13 protein-coding genes are annotated in these 15,924 nt (G+C 74.7%); 8 read left to right on the top strand and 5 right to left on the bottom strand.

The window, feature by feature from the left end:
• The first annotated feature begins 200 nt into the window (after positions 1-200).
• The 5 genes from GPJ59_RS22160 to GPJ59_RS22135 all read left to right on the top strand — a co-directional run bounded on the left by GPJ59_RS22160 (position 201) and on the right by GPJ59_RS22135 (position 6,793).
• Positions 201-1,586 (top strand): FAD-binding oxidoreductase, encoded by a 1,386-nt coding sequence (locus GPJ59_RS22160; protein WP_219668985.1) that lies wholly within the window; start codon positions 201-203, stop codon positions 1,584-1,586.
• Positions 1,583-2,959: a cytochrome P450 gene (locus GPJ59_RS22155; protein ID WP_219668983.1), complete on the top strand. Its 1,377-nt coding sequence runs from the start codon at positions 1,583-1,585 to the stop codon at positions 2,957-2,959. The genes GPJ59_RS22160 and GPJ59_RS22155 overlap by 4 nt, the downstream gene beginning before the upstream one ends.
• A 225-nt stretch (positions 2,960-3,184) precedes the next feature.
• The gene (locus GPJ59_RS22145; RefSeq protein ID WP_219668982.1) at positions 3,185-4,528 is read left to right on the top strand and encodes a hypothetical protein; all 1,344 of its coding nucleotides are present in this window, start codon (positions 3,185-3,187) and stop codon (positions 4,526-4,528) included.
• Positions 4,529-4,544: 16 nt separating this feature from the next.
• Positions 4,545-6,485: a peroxidase family protein gene (locus GPJ59_RS22140; RefSeq protein WP_219668981.1), complete on the top strand. Its 1,941-nt coding sequence runs from the start codon at positions 4,545-4,547 to the stop codon at positions 6,483-6,485.
• Positions 6,482-6,793, top strand: coding sequence for a hypothetical protein (locus GPJ59_RS22135; protein WP_219668980.1), 312 nt, complete (start codon positions 6,482-6,484; stop codon positions 6,791-6,793). Before GPJ59_RS22140 ends, GPJ59_RS22135 begins: the two co-directional genes overlap by 4 nt.
• Here the strand turns inward: GPJ59_RS22135 and GPJ59_RS22130 are convergent.
• Both GPJ59_RS22130 and GPJ59_RS22125 read right to left on the bottom strand, forming a co-directional pair.
• Positions 6,700-8,475 (bottom strand): VanW family protein, encoded by a 1,776-nt coding sequence (locus tag GPJ59_RS22130; protein WP_219668979.1) that lies wholly within the window; start codon positions 8,473-8,475, stop codon positions 6,700-6,702. The genes GPJ59_RS22135 and GPJ59_RS22130 overlap by 94 nt on opposite strands.
• A 278-nt stretch (positions 8,476-8,753) precedes the next feature.
• Complete coding sequence (locus GPJ59_RS22125) at positions 8,754-9,254, bottom strand: hypothetical protein (protein ID WP_219668978.1); 501 nt, start codon at positions 9,252-9,254, stop codon at positions 8,754-8,756.
• Between the two features lie 372 nt (positions 9,255-9,626).
• On the opposite strand from GPJ59_RS22125, the gene GPJ59_RS22120 reads away from it, so the two are divergent.
• Positions 9,627-9,983 carry a hypothetical protein gene (locus tag GPJ59_RS22120; RefSeq protein WP_219668977.1) on the top strand — a complete coding sequence of 119 codons (357 nt, stop codon included), beginning with the start codon at positions 9,627-9,629 and terminating at the stop codon, positions 9,981-9,983.
• A gap of 49 nt (positions 9,984-10,032) precedes the next feature.
• Here the strand turns inward: GPJ59_RS22120 and GPJ59_RS22115 are convergent, their stop codons facing one another.
• Positions 10,033-11,145 carry a CapA family protein gene (locus GPJ59_RS22115; RefSeq protein ID WP_219668976.1) on the bottom strand — a complete coding sequence of 371 codons (1,113 nt, stop codon included), beginning with the start codon at positions 11,143-11,145 and terminating at the stop codon, positions 10,033-10,035.
• An 87-nt stretch (positions 11,146-11,232) separates the two neighbouring features.
• Here GPJ59_RS22115 and polX point away from each other — a divergent pair, with 87 nt between their 5' ends.
• Entirely contained in the window at positions 11,233-12,960 is a 1,728-nt protein-coding gene (polX, locus tag GPJ59_RS22110; protein WP_219668975.1) for a DNA polymerase/3'-5' exonuclease PolX, read from the top strand.
• A 23-nt stretch (positions 12,961-12,983) separates the two neighbouring features.
• On the opposite strand, the gene GPJ59_RS22105 is transcribed toward polX, so the two are convergent.
• Positions 12,984-13,922: an AraC family transcriptional regulator gene (locus tag GPJ59_RS22105; protein ID WP_219668974.1), complete on the bottom strand. Its 939-nt coding sequence runs from the start codon at positions 13,920-13,922 to the stop codon at positions 12,984-12,986.
• A 191-nt stretch (positions 13,923-14,113) separates the two neighbouring features.
• On the opposite strand from GPJ59_RS22105, the gene GPJ59_RS22100 reads away from it, so the two are divergent.
• Positions 14,114-15,058 (top strand): MBL fold metallo-hydrolase, encoded by a 945-nt coding sequence (locus GPJ59_RS22100; RefSeq protein ID WP_219668984.1) that lies wholly within the window; start codon positions 14,114-14,116, stop codon positions 15,056-15,058.
• Here GPJ59_RS22100 and GPJ59_RS22095 read toward each other — a convergent pair.
• Positions 15,024-15,542, bottom strand: coding sequence for a mycothiol transferase (locus tag GPJ59_RS22095; protein ID WP_219668973.1), 519 nt, complete (start codon positions 15,540-15,542; stop codon positions 15,024-15,026). The two genes, GPJ59_RS22100 and GPJ59_RS22095, sit on opposite strands and share 35 nt — an antisense overlap.
• Positions 15,543-15,924 lie beyond the last annotated feature (382 nt).

Raw genomic sequence — 15,924 nt, 5'->3', positions numbered from 1 at the left:
CGGCACCACCGTGTGGCTGGCCGCCGGTGCCCCCGCCGGCTGCCTCCCGCTCGGCTTCGTCCCCGCCCTGATCATCGCCTTCCTGCCCTTCCCCCGCGCCCGGGGCGGCGCCAAGTTCATCGGCGCCTTCCTCTCCTTCCCCTCCTCCCTCTTCCCCCTCCCCCTCCTCTTCCCCTTCCTCCTCGCCGTCCCCGCTCGACCTGTTCCTCGGCCGGCTGCGCGCCGTACTGCCGGCGGACGCCCTGCTCACGGACCCGGCCTCGCTGGCCGCCCACTCCCGCGACGCGGCGCCCTTCTCCGAGCCCGGCACCCCCGCGGCGGTCGCCCTGCCGCGCACCGCCGAGCAGGTGCAGGAGGTCATGCGCGCCGCCTACGAGCACGAGGTGCCGGTCGTGCCGCAGGGCGCCCGGACCGGGCTGGCCGGCGCCGCCGACGCCGTCGACGGCTGCCTGGTGCTGTCCACCGTACGGATGGACCGCGTCCTCGCCGTGGACCCGGCCAACCGGCTCGTGCGCTGCGAACCCGGCGTGATCACCAAGCAGTTGGCCGAGGCCGTCGCCGCACACGGTCTGACCTACCCGCCGGACCCGGCCTCCTGGGAGCGCTGCACCATCGGCGGGAACATCGCCACCGGGGCCGGCGGCATCTGCTGCGTGAAGTACGGGGTCACCGCCGACTACGTGCTCGGCCTGGACCTCGTGCTCCCCGACGGGCGCCGGATGCGTACCGGCCGGGACACCGCCAAGGGCGTCGCCGGCTACGACCTGACCCGGCTCGTCGTCGGCTCCGAGGGCACCCTCGCGGTCGTCGTCGGCGCCACCCTCGCGCTGCGGCCGGCCCGCCCGCCGGCGCTCGCGCTGCTCGCCCAGTTCCCCGCGCTGACGGCGGCCGGGGACGCGGTCGCGGCCGTCACCGCCGCCGGTCACCTGCCGTCCGCGCTGGAACTCCTGGACCGGGCCACGTCGCAGGCCGTCGCGGACTTCGGGCACCCGCTGCTGCGGTCCGGCAGCGCGGCCACCCTCATCGTCGAGTGCGACTCCCCCGAACCGCTGCGCGAGCTGCGCGCGATCGAGCTGCTGTGCAAGTCGGCGGGCGCCGACAACGTGGTGACCGCCGCAACACCCGAGGAGTCGCGGCAGGTCATCGAGGCGCGCCGACTCGTCAGCCCGGCCCTGGGGGCCTTCGCCGCGACGCTGGGCGGGCGGCCCACCGCCTTCATCGAGGACGTGGCCGTGCCGCGCTCCGAACTGCCCAAGTTCGTCGCGACGATCGAGGAGATCGCCGCCCGCCACCGGGTCCGCATCTTCACCCTCGGCCACGCCGGTGACGGCAACCTGCACCCGACGGTGGTCTTCGACGAGGCCGACGCGCGGGAGTTCGACCGCGCGCGGACCGCGTACGACGACATCATGGCCGCCGGTCTCGCGCTCGGCGGGACCACGACCGGCGAACACGGCATCGGCACCCTCAAGCGGGACTGGCTGACCCGGGAACTGGACCCGGCCGCCCTGGAGCTCCAGCGCGGCCTCAAGCGGCTCTTCGACCCGAAGAACCTGCTCAACCCGGGGAAGGTGGTGCAGGCATGACCACCGGGCCGGACACCGATCCCGCTGCCGGCACGGCAGCCGTGCCCCGCCCCCGCGGCGCCGCCGTGCCGGGACGCGGGGCGAGGGCGGGGCGCGCGCAGACCGCGCGGTTCGCCCTCACCCACACCCTGCCCGCCTTCGCCAGGGGCCTGGCCACCGCCCGCCCGCGGGTCGCCGCGGCGCTGGGGCGGCTGCGCCAGTCCGACTGGTCGGCGGCCACGCTGCGCGCGCTGCGGGCCCGGCACGGGGGCGCTCCCGTCCTGGTCCGCGGCCTGTCCGGCGACATCCTGGTGCTGCTGGACCCCGCCGACGTCCGGCAGTTCTTCGAGGAGCCGGTCGAGCGGCTCGCCCTGGACGCCGCGGACAAGGTGCGGCTGCTCGGAGGGCTGGAGCCGACCGGCGTGATCTGCTCGCACGGCGAGCTCCGGGAGGCCCGGCGCGCGGTCAACGACCGGGCGCTGGCGCCCGACCGGGCCGACCACCCGTCGTGCGCGGAGTTCCGGGCCGTCGTGGCGGCCGAGTGCGCCCCCCTCACGGCCCGCCCGCAGCTGGAGTTCGAGCGGCTGGTCCGGGTGCTGGAACGCATCGGGCGGCGGATCGTCCTCGGTGACCGCGCCGCGGACGACGAGGAGCTGCACCGCCGGCTGCGGGCCCTGCGCGCGGAGGCCAACTGGCTGGGGATGCGCAGGAGCCGGGCCGCCGCGAACGAGCGGCTGTACGCGGCCGCCGCCGCCCAGCTGGAGCACTACGCCGCCGGCGCCCCGGCCCACACCCTCGTCGGGCGGGCACTGGCCGAGCCGGCCGCCGACGGCGTGGACCCGGTGGGGCAGGCCCACCACTGGCTGCTCGCCGTCGACGGCTGCGCGCCGGTGGTCGCCCGCACCCTGCTGCTGCTGGCCGCGCACCCGGCGGAGCAGGACGCGGCCCGGGTGTCCTTGCGGGGCGGCTCGGACTCCCGGCTGCGGGCCTGTGTCCAGGAGTCGCTGAGGCTGTGGCCGCTGGTACCCGACCTGGTGCGGGTCACCCGCGCCGAGACCACCTGGGGCGGTGTGACGTACCCGGCGGGCACACAGGTGCTGGTGCCGATCGGCTTCCACCAGCGCGACGGGGCGCACGTCGGGGCGGCGCAGCTGTTCGTGCCGGGCCGCTGGCTCTCCGCGGGCGCCGACCGGGACCCGCGGATGGCGCCGTTCGGCCACGGTGGCGGGCGCTGTCCCGGCGACCGGCTCGGGCTGCTGCTGAGCGCCGCGGTGTGCGCGGAGGTGCTGCGGGGGCACCGGGTGGGCGCGGCCCGGCCCGTGATCGATCCGCACACCTGCCTGCCGGGCGCCGTGGACACGGCGGGGATCCGGCTCACCCTGACCCCGCGCTGACCCGGCGCTGCGCCCCCACCCTGCCCCCCGCGCTGCGCCCCCGCGCCGGCCCCCGTACCGCCGTCGCCGCCGCTGTCGCCGCCGCCCTCCGCACCGTGCTCCCAGCACCGATGCCGGCCCGATGCCGGCACTGATGTCGGCGCCGATTCCCACACCGATTCCAGCACCGATTCCAGCACCGCCGCCGGCCCCGCCGCCGACGCCGCAGTCGAGGAGATCGCCCCCATGCCGTCCACCGTCACCTCCGCCGACGAACCGGACGTGGCTTCCCTGCACCACCTGTGCCGTGAACTGGCCGAGGCCGCCGACGCCGTGGCGGACGCCGCCGCGCACGCCGGTGCGCTCGGCCTCGGCTCCCGGCTGCCCGGTCCCGCCCGGCGCACCCTGCGCCGGGCGCTGACCGATCCGGCCGGGTTCGGCTGGGGCTGGCGCGGCGGCGGCCCGCTGACCCGGGCGGCCTGGCTCGCCGGGGTCCTGACCAGCCGGGAGAGCCTCGCGGTCAGCCTCGCCGTCACCGGCCTCAAGGCCCGGATCCGGGCCGCGGCCGTCGCACACCCGGAGCTGCTCGGCGATCCCGACACGGCCCGGGTGCTGGACCTCATCGAGGCCGACCGGCAGGCCGAGGCGGTGCGGGCGTTCCGGTCCGTCATCGGCGGCCAGGGGTCCGAGCGTGCCTTCGCCCTGCTCGCCCCGGCGTTCGCCGACATCCTGGCCTGGAACGCGCTGACCGACGAGAACCCGCTCAACGACGCGGCCGGCTGGGAGATCGCCACCGGCCGCACCCTGACCACCGCCGAGCCCCTGATGGGCGTCTCGGGCGCCGTCTGGGCCTTCCTGGACCGCGGTCCCGGGCGCGCCGTGCCGGCCGCCCCGGACCCGGAACTGCTGGCGCGGCTGGACGACTCGGGCACCATCACCGGGTACGTCCGCAACATCGACGCCATCGGCACCGGCGGCACCCTGCTGGTCCAGCGCGTCACCGGCCCCGACGACGTCGCCCGGTACGTCGTCCAGCTCGCCGGGATGGCCGCCGGCAAGCTGCGGCACGACACCCCGCAGGACGTGCTCGGCGCGATCCACGCCGTGGCCCGGCCCAGCACGCCGTACTCCCGGGCCGTGACGAAGGCGGTGCGCACGGCCGTGCCGTCCGGGGCCGAGATCGCCCTGATCGGGCACTCCCTGGGCGGCATCACCGCCATGAACCTCGCCGCGGACCCGGACTTCTGCGCGCTCTACCGGGTGCTCCGGGTCGTCGCGGTCGGCTCGCCCGTCGACGGCAAGCGGCCCGCCGACCCGGCCACCCGGGTCTGTTCGCTGGTCAACGAGCACGATGTGGTACCGAGTCTGGAAGGGCGCTCGGCGGTCTCCCCGTACGCCCTTCCGGAGGGGTTCACCGAGTTCACGTGGGCCGACGACACCCACGCCTTTCCGCTGTGCCATGCCGCCGACCGGTACGCGCACAACCTCCGGTTCGACGTGCCGGACACCGCCGCGCACGTCGACGCGGAACTCGCGCCCTTCCGGGGCCGGGTCACCGCAACCCGCCTCTTCCAGCTGTACGACCGCTGAGGGAACACCGTTTCTGATGACCGAGACCACCGAACCGAAGACCCCCTCCACTTCCCCCTCCACTCCCCCGTCCGGCCCGGCCGCGCCGGGTCCCGGCGGGGCACGCGTCCCCGCTCAGGGCGGCGCCGCCCCGGCCGGGTCCGCGCCGGGCGCGTCCGGCTACGGCCCGCCGGGCCTGCTGGAGCGCCTGGGCTCCGCCGCCTTCGCCCGGGTCAACCGCACCCGCGAATGGCACGAACTACCCGGGCCCCTCGCCCTGTTGAACCTCCGCGTGCTGCGCGACGACCTGCGCCGCCACAACCTGTACGACACCTTCGGCGCGGGCGGTGAGCGGCCCCGCCGCGCCCCGGCCGAGCTGCCGCCGTACCGCTCGTACGACGGCTCGGGCTACGACCCGTACGACGAGGACATGGGGCGGGTCGGCACCCGGCTGGACCGCAACGCGCCGCTGCACATGGTCTTCCCGGAGTCCGAGGACGACCTGATGAGCCCGAACCCGCGGGAGGTCAGCCGGCAGCTGCTGGCCCGCCGCGGCTTCACGCCCGCGCCCACGCTGAACCTGCTCGCCGCCGCGTGGATCCAGTTCGAGAACCACGGCTGGGCCAACCACGGCGACAACGAGGAGGCCGAACCGTTCACCGTCCCGCTCGCCGAGGACGACGACTGGGCCGGACAGTGCCCGATGCGCGTCAACCGGACCCGCCCCGACCCGGTGGCCCACACGGCGCCGGGCACCCCGCCGACGTACGAGAACACGGTCACCCACTGGTGGGACGGCTCGCAGATCTACGGCTCGGACGAGGCCCGGTGCCGAACGCTGCGGACGGGCGAGCACGGGAAACTGATCACCGAGGACGGCCGGCTGCCCGCGGACCCGCGCCCGGGCCGGGGCTGCCTGGACCTGACCGGCATGAACAGCGACTACTGGGCGGGGCTTTCGCTGCTCCACACGCTGTTCGCGAAGGAGCACAACGCGATCTGCGACCACCTGCGGGCGCACCACCCGACGTGGGACGACGAGCGGCTCTTCCACACGGCCCGGCTGGTCAACACCGCACTGATGGCGAAGATCCATACGGTGGAGTGGACCCCGGGCATCCTCGACACCCCGGTGCTGCGGCGGGCGATGGACGCCAACTGGTACGGCGTGCTGCCGCGTTGGGTGTCGAAGCGGTACGGGCGGGTCGGCAGCGGGGAGATGCTCAGCGGCATCCTCGGCTCCCCGACCCACCACCACGCGGCGCCGTTCTCGATGACCGAGGAGTTCGTCTCCGCGTACCGGCTGCACCCGCTGATCCCCGACGAGCTGATCGTGCGCGACCACCGCGGCGGCGGCACCCGCACGACGATCGGCTTCGCCGACATGCAGGGCGCCACCACGCGGTCGTCGGTGGACGAGTACGGGATGAGCGACCTCTTCTACTCGCTCGGCACCGCCCACCCGGGCGCCCTGGTGCTGCACAACCACCCGGACGCGCTGCGTGAGCTGGCCCGGCTGACCGGCGAGCGCATCGACCTCGGGACGGTCGACATCCTGCGCGACCGCGAGCGCGGCATCCCGCGCTACAACGCGTACCGGCAGATGCTCCGCAAGCGGCCCGTGACCTCCTTCGAGGAGCTCACGGGCGGGCACCCGGGGGACACGCCGCTGCTGCGGGAGCTGTACGAGGGCCGCCTGGACCGGGTGGACACGCTGGTCGGCAACCTCGCGGAGCCGCGGCCGGCCGGCTTCGGCTTCAGCGACTCGCTCTTCCGGATCTTCATCCTGATGGCCAGCCGGCGGCTGAAGAGCGACCGCTTCTTCACCACCGACTACCGCCCGGAGATCTACACGGCCGAGGGCCTGGAGTGGGTGGACCGCAACACCATGGTGACGGTGCTCCTGCGGCACCACCCCGAGCTGCGGCCGGCCCTGGACGGGGTCGCCAACGCCTTCGCGCCCTGGAGGAGCCTGTGACGTCCTCCGCCGGGCTGCACGCCCATGCCGACGCGCTGCGCGAGCACGCGCGGCGACTGCTCGCGGCGGGTGACGCCCTGGTCTGGCAGGGGCCCGAGGCGGACGCCTTCCGGCGGCGGGTCACCGAGCTCGCGGGGCGCTGCTCGACGGCGGCGGCCCACTTCGACCGGGCGGCGGGCCAGACGGCCCACGCGCGGGCGAAGGCCGGGGCGGCTCAGGCCGCGCCGCCGCCCGGTGCCGCAGCTGTGGGCGCGGCGGAGGCCGTGGGGGCCGACGGGGTGCAGGTGATCTCGTCGCGGGGAGTGTAGTGCGTGCGGAAGGTCTGCCGGCCGACCTCCTGGCCGGACCGGACGAGGACCCGGTCGACGGTGACGTCGAAGCCTTCGTACGGGGTCTGCACCTCGCAGCCGGGGCCGGACAGCTCGCGCTTCACGGGCTCGGTGACGTTCGTGCGGGGGCCCTTCTCGGCGCGGACCTCGTCGTACGCCTTGGTGCCGAGCAGGGTGACGGTCACCGAGCTGTCGGTGGAGGTGGCCTGGACGTACAGCGCGTGGCCGGAGTCGTTCTGCCAGCGCAGGTCGAGGCTGCCCCAGGCGACGGTGGCCTCGCGGCCTTCGGGGTACCGCTCGATGTAGAAGGAGTGGGCTCCGTGCTCCACGGGCTTGACGCCGGCGAAGAAGGCGGCGTTGAACATCGTGGTCGCCACAGCGGAGACGCCGCCGCCCGGGGACTTCACGTACCGGCCGTCGTTGATCATGATGCCGTCGACGAAGCCGTTCTCCTCGGTCCGCTCGCCGACGGTCTTGTTGAAGCTCCAGGTCTCGCCGGGCATGACGACCGAGCCGTTGATCAGTTCCACGGCGCGGGCGATGTTCTTGGTGCGGTAGGGCGCGGGCGGGAAGGCCACGCTGAAGGACGAGACCTTCTCCTTGATCCCGAGGCGCTGGGCCTGGTCGACCGTCATGCGGGGCTGGACGGGGGTGGCGGCGAGCTCCCCGGTGCGGGCGGCGTCCCCCGTGCGGGTCAGCAGGGGCAGGACGGCCGCGCGGAGGGCCTCCTCGGTGACCCGGAAGCCGGGGCGGCCGTCCTCGGCGACCGTGGCCCGGCCCTGGGCGTCGACGCGGAAGACGGCCTCGCGGGCCCCGGGGGTGGCCGCGGCCAGCTGCCGGGAGACGGCGGGGTCGGCCAGCAGCCCCTTGGCGTCGAGGGCCGGGACGAGCCGTCCCCGGGAGTCGGCCTCGACCGACAGGTATCTGCCGATCACCTCGGGGGCGATGGATATGCGCTGGTCGGAGACGGTCAGGGTGACCGGGCCGGACATGGCGGGCTCGGCGAATTCCCGCAGGGCGCGGGCGGTCTCCTCCGGGCCCACCCGGGGCGGGGTCTGCTGGACGGGGAGTGCGACCGGGCCGGTCCGGGGGCGCAGATAGGCGGCGCGGACGGTGTCCACCGCCTGTTCGGTACGGAGGGTGACGCCGGTGACCGGTTGCGTGACCTTGGCGGAGCCGTCGTCGAAGGTGATGGCGCCGTCGCGGACCCGGGGCCCGGCGGCGGCGAGCCGGTCGAGCTCGGCCCGGTTCACCGGGCCGTCCTCGCGGACCACAGGCTCGACGTCCCGGTCGGGCCGGGAGAAGAGGCGGCCGATGACGGTGAAGGGGTCGGACCCGGCCTGCGCCGCGCGTTCGGCGGTGGCGGCGGTGTCGACGGACAGGCCGAACGCGGCGGGCACGGCCTGCTCGGTGCGGTCGCCTATGCGCAGCGGGATCGGGGCGGTCGCGAGGGGCGTGAAGTCCCGGTCCAGCACGCGGCCGGCCTCGGCGCGGCTCATGCCGCCGATGTCGACGCCGTGCACCCGGGTGCCCGTGGCGATCTCGTCGCCGGCCACGACCAGGCCGGTGACGTACAGGCCGCCGAGGCCGAGCACGGCCGCTCCGCCCGCGACGGGAAGAACGGTCCGCCAGGTGAGCGTCCGGCCGTGTACGCGTCGCATGTCTCTCGTCTCTCCCGGGGGCGCGGTCAGGAGGTTCATGATTCCGCAATACGGAGTAAAAACGACAAAAATGTGCCCATCCTCACGGACGGGCACAAGGGGGCGCGAGACGGGATACGTGGCGGCGGGGGCGGCAGGGCGCGAACACGCACCGTGACCGCGGACCACCGGACCGCCGGGCCCCCGGGCACCCGGGTCACCGGGCCCCCGGCTCCGGGCGGGCCGGCGCCGAGGACCACGGAGGCCGCGGAGGCCACAGGGGCCAGGAGGCCGGGCGATCAGTGGAAGAGCATCGACGCGCCGCCGGCGTCCGTGGTGACCGAGCCCGGGCACAGGAAGCTGCCGGAGGTCTTGGTGGCGGTGAAGGCCCGGTTGACGTACTTGCGGGTCGAGCCGTCACGGTTCCACACGATGTTCGTGGCCTTGTAGCGGCAGGAGATGAAGCTCTGCTTGCCGGTGATGTCGATGAAGTCGGTCCTCGCCACGCCGGCGGCGTCGTCGAAGGTGAAGACCGGGTTGTTGTTGAGCACCGCGGTGATGCCGCCGCCGCATGTCAGGTTGCCGCCGGGCCGGTTGATCGTGTTGCGGTCGACGGCGAGGGTGCCGGGCGGGACGGCACTGGTGGACGCGTTGGTCCAGGTACAGGTGTTGCCGGCGACCACGATGACCCCGTCGGCCTTCTGGTCGGCCGCGGGGCCCGCCGCGTTCGCCGCGGTGGTGGTGCCGACGGCGGCCGCAACGAGTAAGGCCGCCGCGGCCGTTCGCGCGATGTTCCTCATGTCGCTCCTCCTTGCCACGTCCTTGTGGGGGGGTGGGGGTGATGCGAGGCGGTGGGCCTCGCGGGAGTGCGTCCGGCCGCGCCGGCGGTCGCCGGCGCGGGCGGGGAGAGAGCAGTCGAGCGCCACGGAGCGTCCCACAGCAGCCGTGAATTGTCATGCACGGGTCAGCCGCTTGTTCGTGAACGGCCTGATTCCTGGCCGAAACACGCCCCCGCAGCGCGTTGGACCCGCCGGCGCGCACCGGACCCGACCGGGCCGGCCGAACCCGTACCGATATCCTGCGCGAGCACTTCCCGGGCCGCTGTGACCTGGGAAGAGGTGAATCAACGGACTTGCCGGCCGCGTCGGCACGGCGGAAGAAGGAGCCTGACGATGGACGTGCAGCACTTCGAGCGGATCACCGCGTTCATCGAGGCGCGGCTCACCCCGCTGTTCGACGAGGCGAGCGGGAACCGGCACGGCTGGGACATGGACGACACCTCGCGTGCGCTGCGCGCCCTGCGCAACGCGGTGCTGGAGGCCTCCGCGGTCAAGGGCCTGATCGCGAAGCGCGACACCGCCGACGCGGCGATGCGGCGCGTCATCGACCAGTCGGTGGAGCACCACTGGGACGTGCTGCGCGGCATCGCCCGGCAGTGGGAGGACCACGCCGACTTCCAGCGGGAGTTCAAGCGCCACGCGTGGGAGCTGGACGAGGTACCCGCCGCCGCGGCGCCCGTCGAGGGCTGAACACCCGGCGCGGCAACGGCTTTGCACCCGCCCCGGGTGGCCCGAGGTCTCAGGCGGCCGCCGTCACCGACAGGGCTCCGTCGGTCAGCAGGCCGACGTGCGCGCCGTACGGGGAGCTGACCCGCTCGAGCACCTCGCCCAGCCAGGCGCAGTCGTCGGCCCCGGCGGGCCGCAGCCGCATGCGGTGGGCCCGCAGCACCACGACGCGGGCCTCGCGCAGGGCTCCCGTACGCCGGTCCAGCACGGGGAAGTACAGCGGGCGCAGGTCGTCGCGGTAGCCCTCGTAGCCGCCGATGCCCTCGTAGTCGTCGATCAGGTCGCCGCACCCGTACGTGACGAGCCTGCCCCGGTACACCTCCAGCGGGCGCGGGTGGTGCGAGGAATGGCCGTGCACCAGGTCGGCGCCGCCGTCGACGAGGGCGTGCGCGAAGCGGACCCGGTCGGCTGGGACGCCGTAGCCCCAGTTCGAACCGAAGTGGACCGAGACGACGGCGAGGTCGCCCGGCCGCTTCGCCTCCCGGATCCGGGAGGTCACCTCGGCGGCGCCCTCCGGCGTCTCGGGCACGAGGTGCACACCGCTGCGGTCGGGCGTGGCGGCCCAGCCGGGCGGGATGCCGCTGGACTCCGTCCCCAGGCAGAAGACCAGTACCCGCCCGCCCCCGGGGAGCGGGACGGCCGCCGGGCGCCGGGCGGCGTCCAGGTCCCGGCCCGCGCCGGCGGCGGTGAATCCGGCGTCGGCAAGGGAGTCGAGGGTGTCGGTCAGACCGCGGCGGCCGTAGTCCATCACGTGGTTGTTGGCCAGGGAGCAGACGTCGGGGCGGGCGACGGCCAGGCAGGGCAGGTTCTGCGGGTGCATCCGGTAGTGGACCGCCTTGCCGGGGACGCTCTCGCCCTGCTCGGTCACGGACGTCTCCAGGTTCACGATCCGCACGTCGGGGGCGGCGGCGTCCAGGATCCGCAGTGCGTCGCCCCAGGGCCAGGTCCAGGCGGCGCCGCGGGGCACCGGACCACTGGCCTCCTCCGCGAGCCGCACGTACGAGCGGGCGTCCTTCAAGTACGCCTCCGCGAGTGCGGGGTCGCCGGGGTGGGGCAGGATCTGGTCCACCCCGCGGCCGAGCATCACGTCGCCGGAGAGGAACAGCTTGACCAGGTCACCGCCCACGTGCCAAGCGTAGGGCTTCTCGGGCCGGGAGCGCCGGGGGAGGGCGGCGGGCGTGCCCGGGGCGCGGGCCGGGGGCACCCTGGAGGTATGGCACGAGCCAACGACCGGGTCGAGGCCCTGCTGCAGGAGTACGCCGACCTCATCGCGATCCGGGGCGGGGACGCGTTCAAGGTCCGGGCCTACGAGAAGGCGGCGCGGTCCGTGGGCGGCTTCCCCACCGACATCTCCACGCTCGACGAGAAGGGCCTGCGCGAGATCCCGAACGTCGGGAAGTCCCTGGCCGACAAGATCGTCGAGTTCCTGCGCACGGGGCACGTGCCGGCCGTGGACGAGGCCCGCGCGGCCGTCCCGGCGGGCGTGCGCGAGTTGATCACCATCCCGGGCCTCGGCCCCCGCAAGGCCATGGTGCTCCACCAGGAGCTGGGGATCTCCTCGGTGGACCAGCTGCTGGACGCCATCCACGAGGAGCGGCTGCGCGACCTGAAGGGCTTCGGCGAGCGCACCGAGGAGAACATCCTGCACGGCATCTCGCTGATGCAGAAGGCGGGCGAGGGCCGCATCCTGATCAGCTCGGCGACGGACGTCGCGGAACAGATCGTCTCCGACCTGTCCGGGCTGCCGGGCTGCAAGCGCTGCGCGTACGCGGGCTCGCTGCGGCGGATGCGGGAGACGATCGGGGACATCGACGTCCTGGTGGCGGCGGAACGCTCGGAGCCGTTCATGGAGGCGCTGGCGGCGGCGCCGTACACGGCCGAGGTCATCGGGCAGGGCCGCAAGAAGACCTCCGTGCGCACCACCACCGGACTCCAGGTGGACCTACGGGTCCTGCCGCCGGCCTCGTGGGGTGCCGGGCAGCAGTACTTCACCGGTTCCAAGGCGCACAACATCCGGGTGCGCGAGCTCGCCGTGCGCCACGGGCTGAAGCTCTCCGAGTACGGGCTGTTCGACGCCGAGAGCGACGAGCTGATCGCCTCCGCCACGGAGGAGGAGATCTACGCCCGGCTCGGCCTGCCCTGGATACCGCCGACGCTGCGGGAGGACCGGGGCGAGGTCGCGGCGGGACTGCGCGGGGAGCTGCCGGAGCTGGTGTCCGAGAAGGACGTCCGCGGCGACCTGCACACCCACACCGACCTCACCGACGGGCTGTCCTCCCTCGACGACATGGTCGCGGCCGCCGCGGACCGCGGCTACGCCTACTACGCGGTGACCGACCACGCCCCGAACCTGTACATGCAGCGCATGACGGAGGAGAAGATCCTCGCGCAGCGGGAGCGGGTGCGGGAGCTGGACCGCAGCCACCACGGCATGCGGCTGCTGCACGGCACGGAGCTGAACATCGGCCCCGAGGGGGACCTGGACTGGCCCGACGAGTTCCTGGCCGGCTTCGACCTGTGCGTGGCCTCGGTCCACTCCCACTTCAACCAGAGCCGGCGGGAACTCACCCGTCGGCTGATCCGGGCCTGCGAGAACCCGTACGTCGCCGTCATCGGCCACCCGACCACCCGGTTGATCGGCAAGCGCCCGCCCCTGGACGCCGACCTCGACGCGGTCTTCGAGGCGTGCGCGCGGACGGGCACGGCGCTGGAGGTCAACTCGCACCCGGAGCGGCTCGACCTGTGCGACGAGGACATCCTGCGGGCGAAGCGGTACGGGGTGAAGTTCGCGGTGGACTCCGACGCGCACTCCGTCACGCACCTGCCCTACCTGCGGTACGGGGTGGGCACGGCGCAGCGCGGCTGGCTGACGAAGGACGACGTCATCAACGCGTGGCCGCTGACCCGGCTGAAGCGCTTCCTGCGGCCGGGCGGCGGGTGACAGCCGAAAGCGAGCCACGCAGGCTACGCGCGGTCCGGGCGGAGTTCGGCGCGGTAGCGGCCCGGGGTGGTGCCGAACTCCCGGGCGAAGGCGTGGGAGAGGGCGTACGCGGTGCCGTAGCCGACGCGGCGGGCGACGGCGGACAGCGGGTCGGCGGTGTCCCGGAGCAGGGCGGCGGCGGAGGTCAGCCGCCACCAGGTGAGGTAGGCCATCGGGGGCCGGCCGACCAGGGCGGTGAACCGGCGGGCCAGGGTGGGCCGGGAGACGCCCGCGGCGGCCGCGAGGCGTTCGGTGGTCCAGGGCGCGGCCGGGTCCGCGTGCAGGGCGCGCAGCGCGGCGGCCGCCACCGGGTCGCCCAGGACGGCGGGCCAGACGCCGGCCGTGCCCTCGGCCATCCAGGACCGGACCATGTAGACGAGCAGCAGGTCGAGCAGGCTGGGGACGGCCAGCAGGGAGCCGGGGCGGGCGGCGTCGAGTTCACGGCCCAGCAGGTCGATGGCGGAGCGGAGTTCGGGGTGGCCGCCGACCCGGTGGGGCAGGTGGACGACGTTCGGCAGCTCGGCCATGAGCGGGTGCACGCGGCTGCGGTCGAGCCGGTACTTCCCGCACAGCACGGCCACCTCGCGACCGGTCCCCACGTCGGACACCCCGCCGGCCGCGCCCGCGTCCAGGCTGTCGCGCCACCGCTCGAACGGCACCGCGCCCGCCACCGCCGCCGCGTCCACGGCCGTGTCGGCGATCACGTGTCCCGTGCCGTGCGGGAGCAGGACCGCGTCGCCGGGGCCGAGCGTGACGGGGGCGCCGCCGTCGGCCAGCAGCCAGCAGCTGCCCTCCAGGACGACGTGGAATCCGGCGCCCTCGTACGGGGCGAAGCGCGTGCACCAACTCCCGCCGACCCGGATCCGGTTGGAGGAGGGGCGCCCGATGCGCACGGCGGAGATCGCGTCACTCACAACGTCCACGGCCCCAGGGTAGCCGGAAGTCGGATCAGGGGTGAGACGGACGCGTATCACCGTGAGCGCAGCGGGCATTGAGCGGCTCAGCGGCCCGTTCGTAGGGTCGATGCATGACCGAGGAGAACGTACAGAGCAACGCCCGGAGCATTGAACAGAGCGACGCACAGAGCGACGCGCAGGGCACCATGCAGGGCACCATGCAGGGCAACGTGCAGCGCATCGTGCTGGGGGACGTCGAGGTCCTGCGCTTCGTGGAGTTCCAGGGCCCGTTCGTCGCGGCCCGCGGGCTGGTCCCGGACGCCCCGTACGAGGCGTGGCGCGACAACGGGGAGTGGCTGTCCCCCGACCACTGGGAGGCGGCCGGCGATCTGGCCGTGCTCGCCGTGCAGACCTGGGTGCTGCGCAGCGGGGGGCGGACCGTGGTGGTCGACCCGGGGGTGGGCGCGGGCCGGGAACGGCCGGGCTCACCGGCCTTCCACCGCCGGCAGGACGACCTGCCCGGCCTGCTGGCCGCGGCGGGCATCCGGCCGCAGGACGTCGACGTGGTCGTCAACACCCACCTGCACGCCGACCACGTGGGCTGGAACACCCGCGGCGGCGAGGACGGATCCGGTGCTTGGGAGCCGACGTTCCCCCGCGCCCAGTACCTCCTCCCGGCCGCCGACGACGCCCACTTCGGCCCGGACGGCGGCTACGCGGGCGGCGTGCGCGAGGACGACCGGCTGATCTACGAGGACAGCGTGGCCCCCGTCCACCGGGCCGGCCAGGCGGTGCTGTGGGACGGCTTCCACCGCATCGACGAGCACCTCACGCTGGAGTCGGCGCCGGGCCACACGCCCGGCTCGTCCGTGCTGCGGCTCGCGTCGGGCGGGGAGCGGGCGGTGTTCGTGGGCGATCTCCTGCACCATCCGGTGCAGATCCTCCACCCGGCCTGCAACAGCTGCTTCTGCCTCGACCCGGCCGGGGCGGCGGCCAGCCGGCTGCGCGTCCTCGGCCGGGCGGCCGCGGAGCGGGAACTGGTCGTGCCCGCGCACTTCGCCGGTGCCGGATCGGTCGGGGTCCGGCGGGAGGGCGAGGGGTTCGCCCCGGTGGGCTGGGCGGCGGCGCTCAGCCCGCGCGTCGCCGGTGCAGGACGCCCCTGACGAAGGCCGCCTGGCCGGCGTGCTGGAGGTCGTCGGCCAGCACGCTGACCAGCCGGACCCCCAGGCTGACCGGCGGGTCCCAGCGCTCGTCCACGATGCGCTCCAGATCGGTGGCGGCCAGTGACCGGACGAAGGCCAGGGTCTGCTCGTGCACCGCGTCGGCGTAGCCGAGCAGCAGGTCGCCGGACTCGACCCGGACGGCCGCGACCTCGCGCGCGGTGTGCCCGTACCCGGTGTCGTCCGCGGCGAACGGCAGGCCGAACCGGTCGGCCCAGCCGCCCGCGTGCCAGACCTGTTCCAGCCCCCCGGCGTCGGCCATGTGGTCGTCCTGGATCCGGTACAGGTGCCAGACCAGCCAGGCGATCGAGTTCGCCCCGCGATCGATCCGTGCGTGCAGCTCCTCGGGGGACAGGCCCTCGACGGTCTCGTGGACCGCCTCCTGGATCCGTCCGAACCCGTCGGCCACTACCTCGATGGCCTTCATGCCCCGCACCGCCCCTGCTCCGTGGTCACCACGGCACCACCATGCCGGGCGGGCCGGCGCGGACCCCGCCCGACACGCGGGGCGGCCCGGTTCCCCGAAGGGGTGAACCGGGCGGCGGTGCGCCGGGTCCGGACGATCCGGTCCCCGGCCGTACATAGGATCAAGGTGCCGCAAGGCAGGGCCGGTTGACCACCGCGCCCGGCCGGCGGCCGCACACCACCCCCGTCCTGTGCCCTGAGCCGAGGAGTCACGTGGCCCTGTCCTTCGACCGCCGACTGACCGTCACCGCCGCCGCCCTGCTCGCCGTGGTCGCCGGTGCGGCGCCGGCGACCACCGCCTACGCCTCCCCCGCCGGCCCGGTCCCGGCCGCCGCCCCGGCCGC

This window comes from Streptomyces bambusae (assembly GCF_019400985.1).
GTDB classification, from domain to species: domain Bacteria; phylum Actinomycetota; class Actinomycetes; order Streptomycetales; family Streptomycetaceae; genus Streptomyces; species Streptomyces bambusae_A.
The sequence above is the reverse complement of the archived record's forward strand: the minus strand, read 5'-3'. Positions and strand labels throughout refer to the sequence as shown.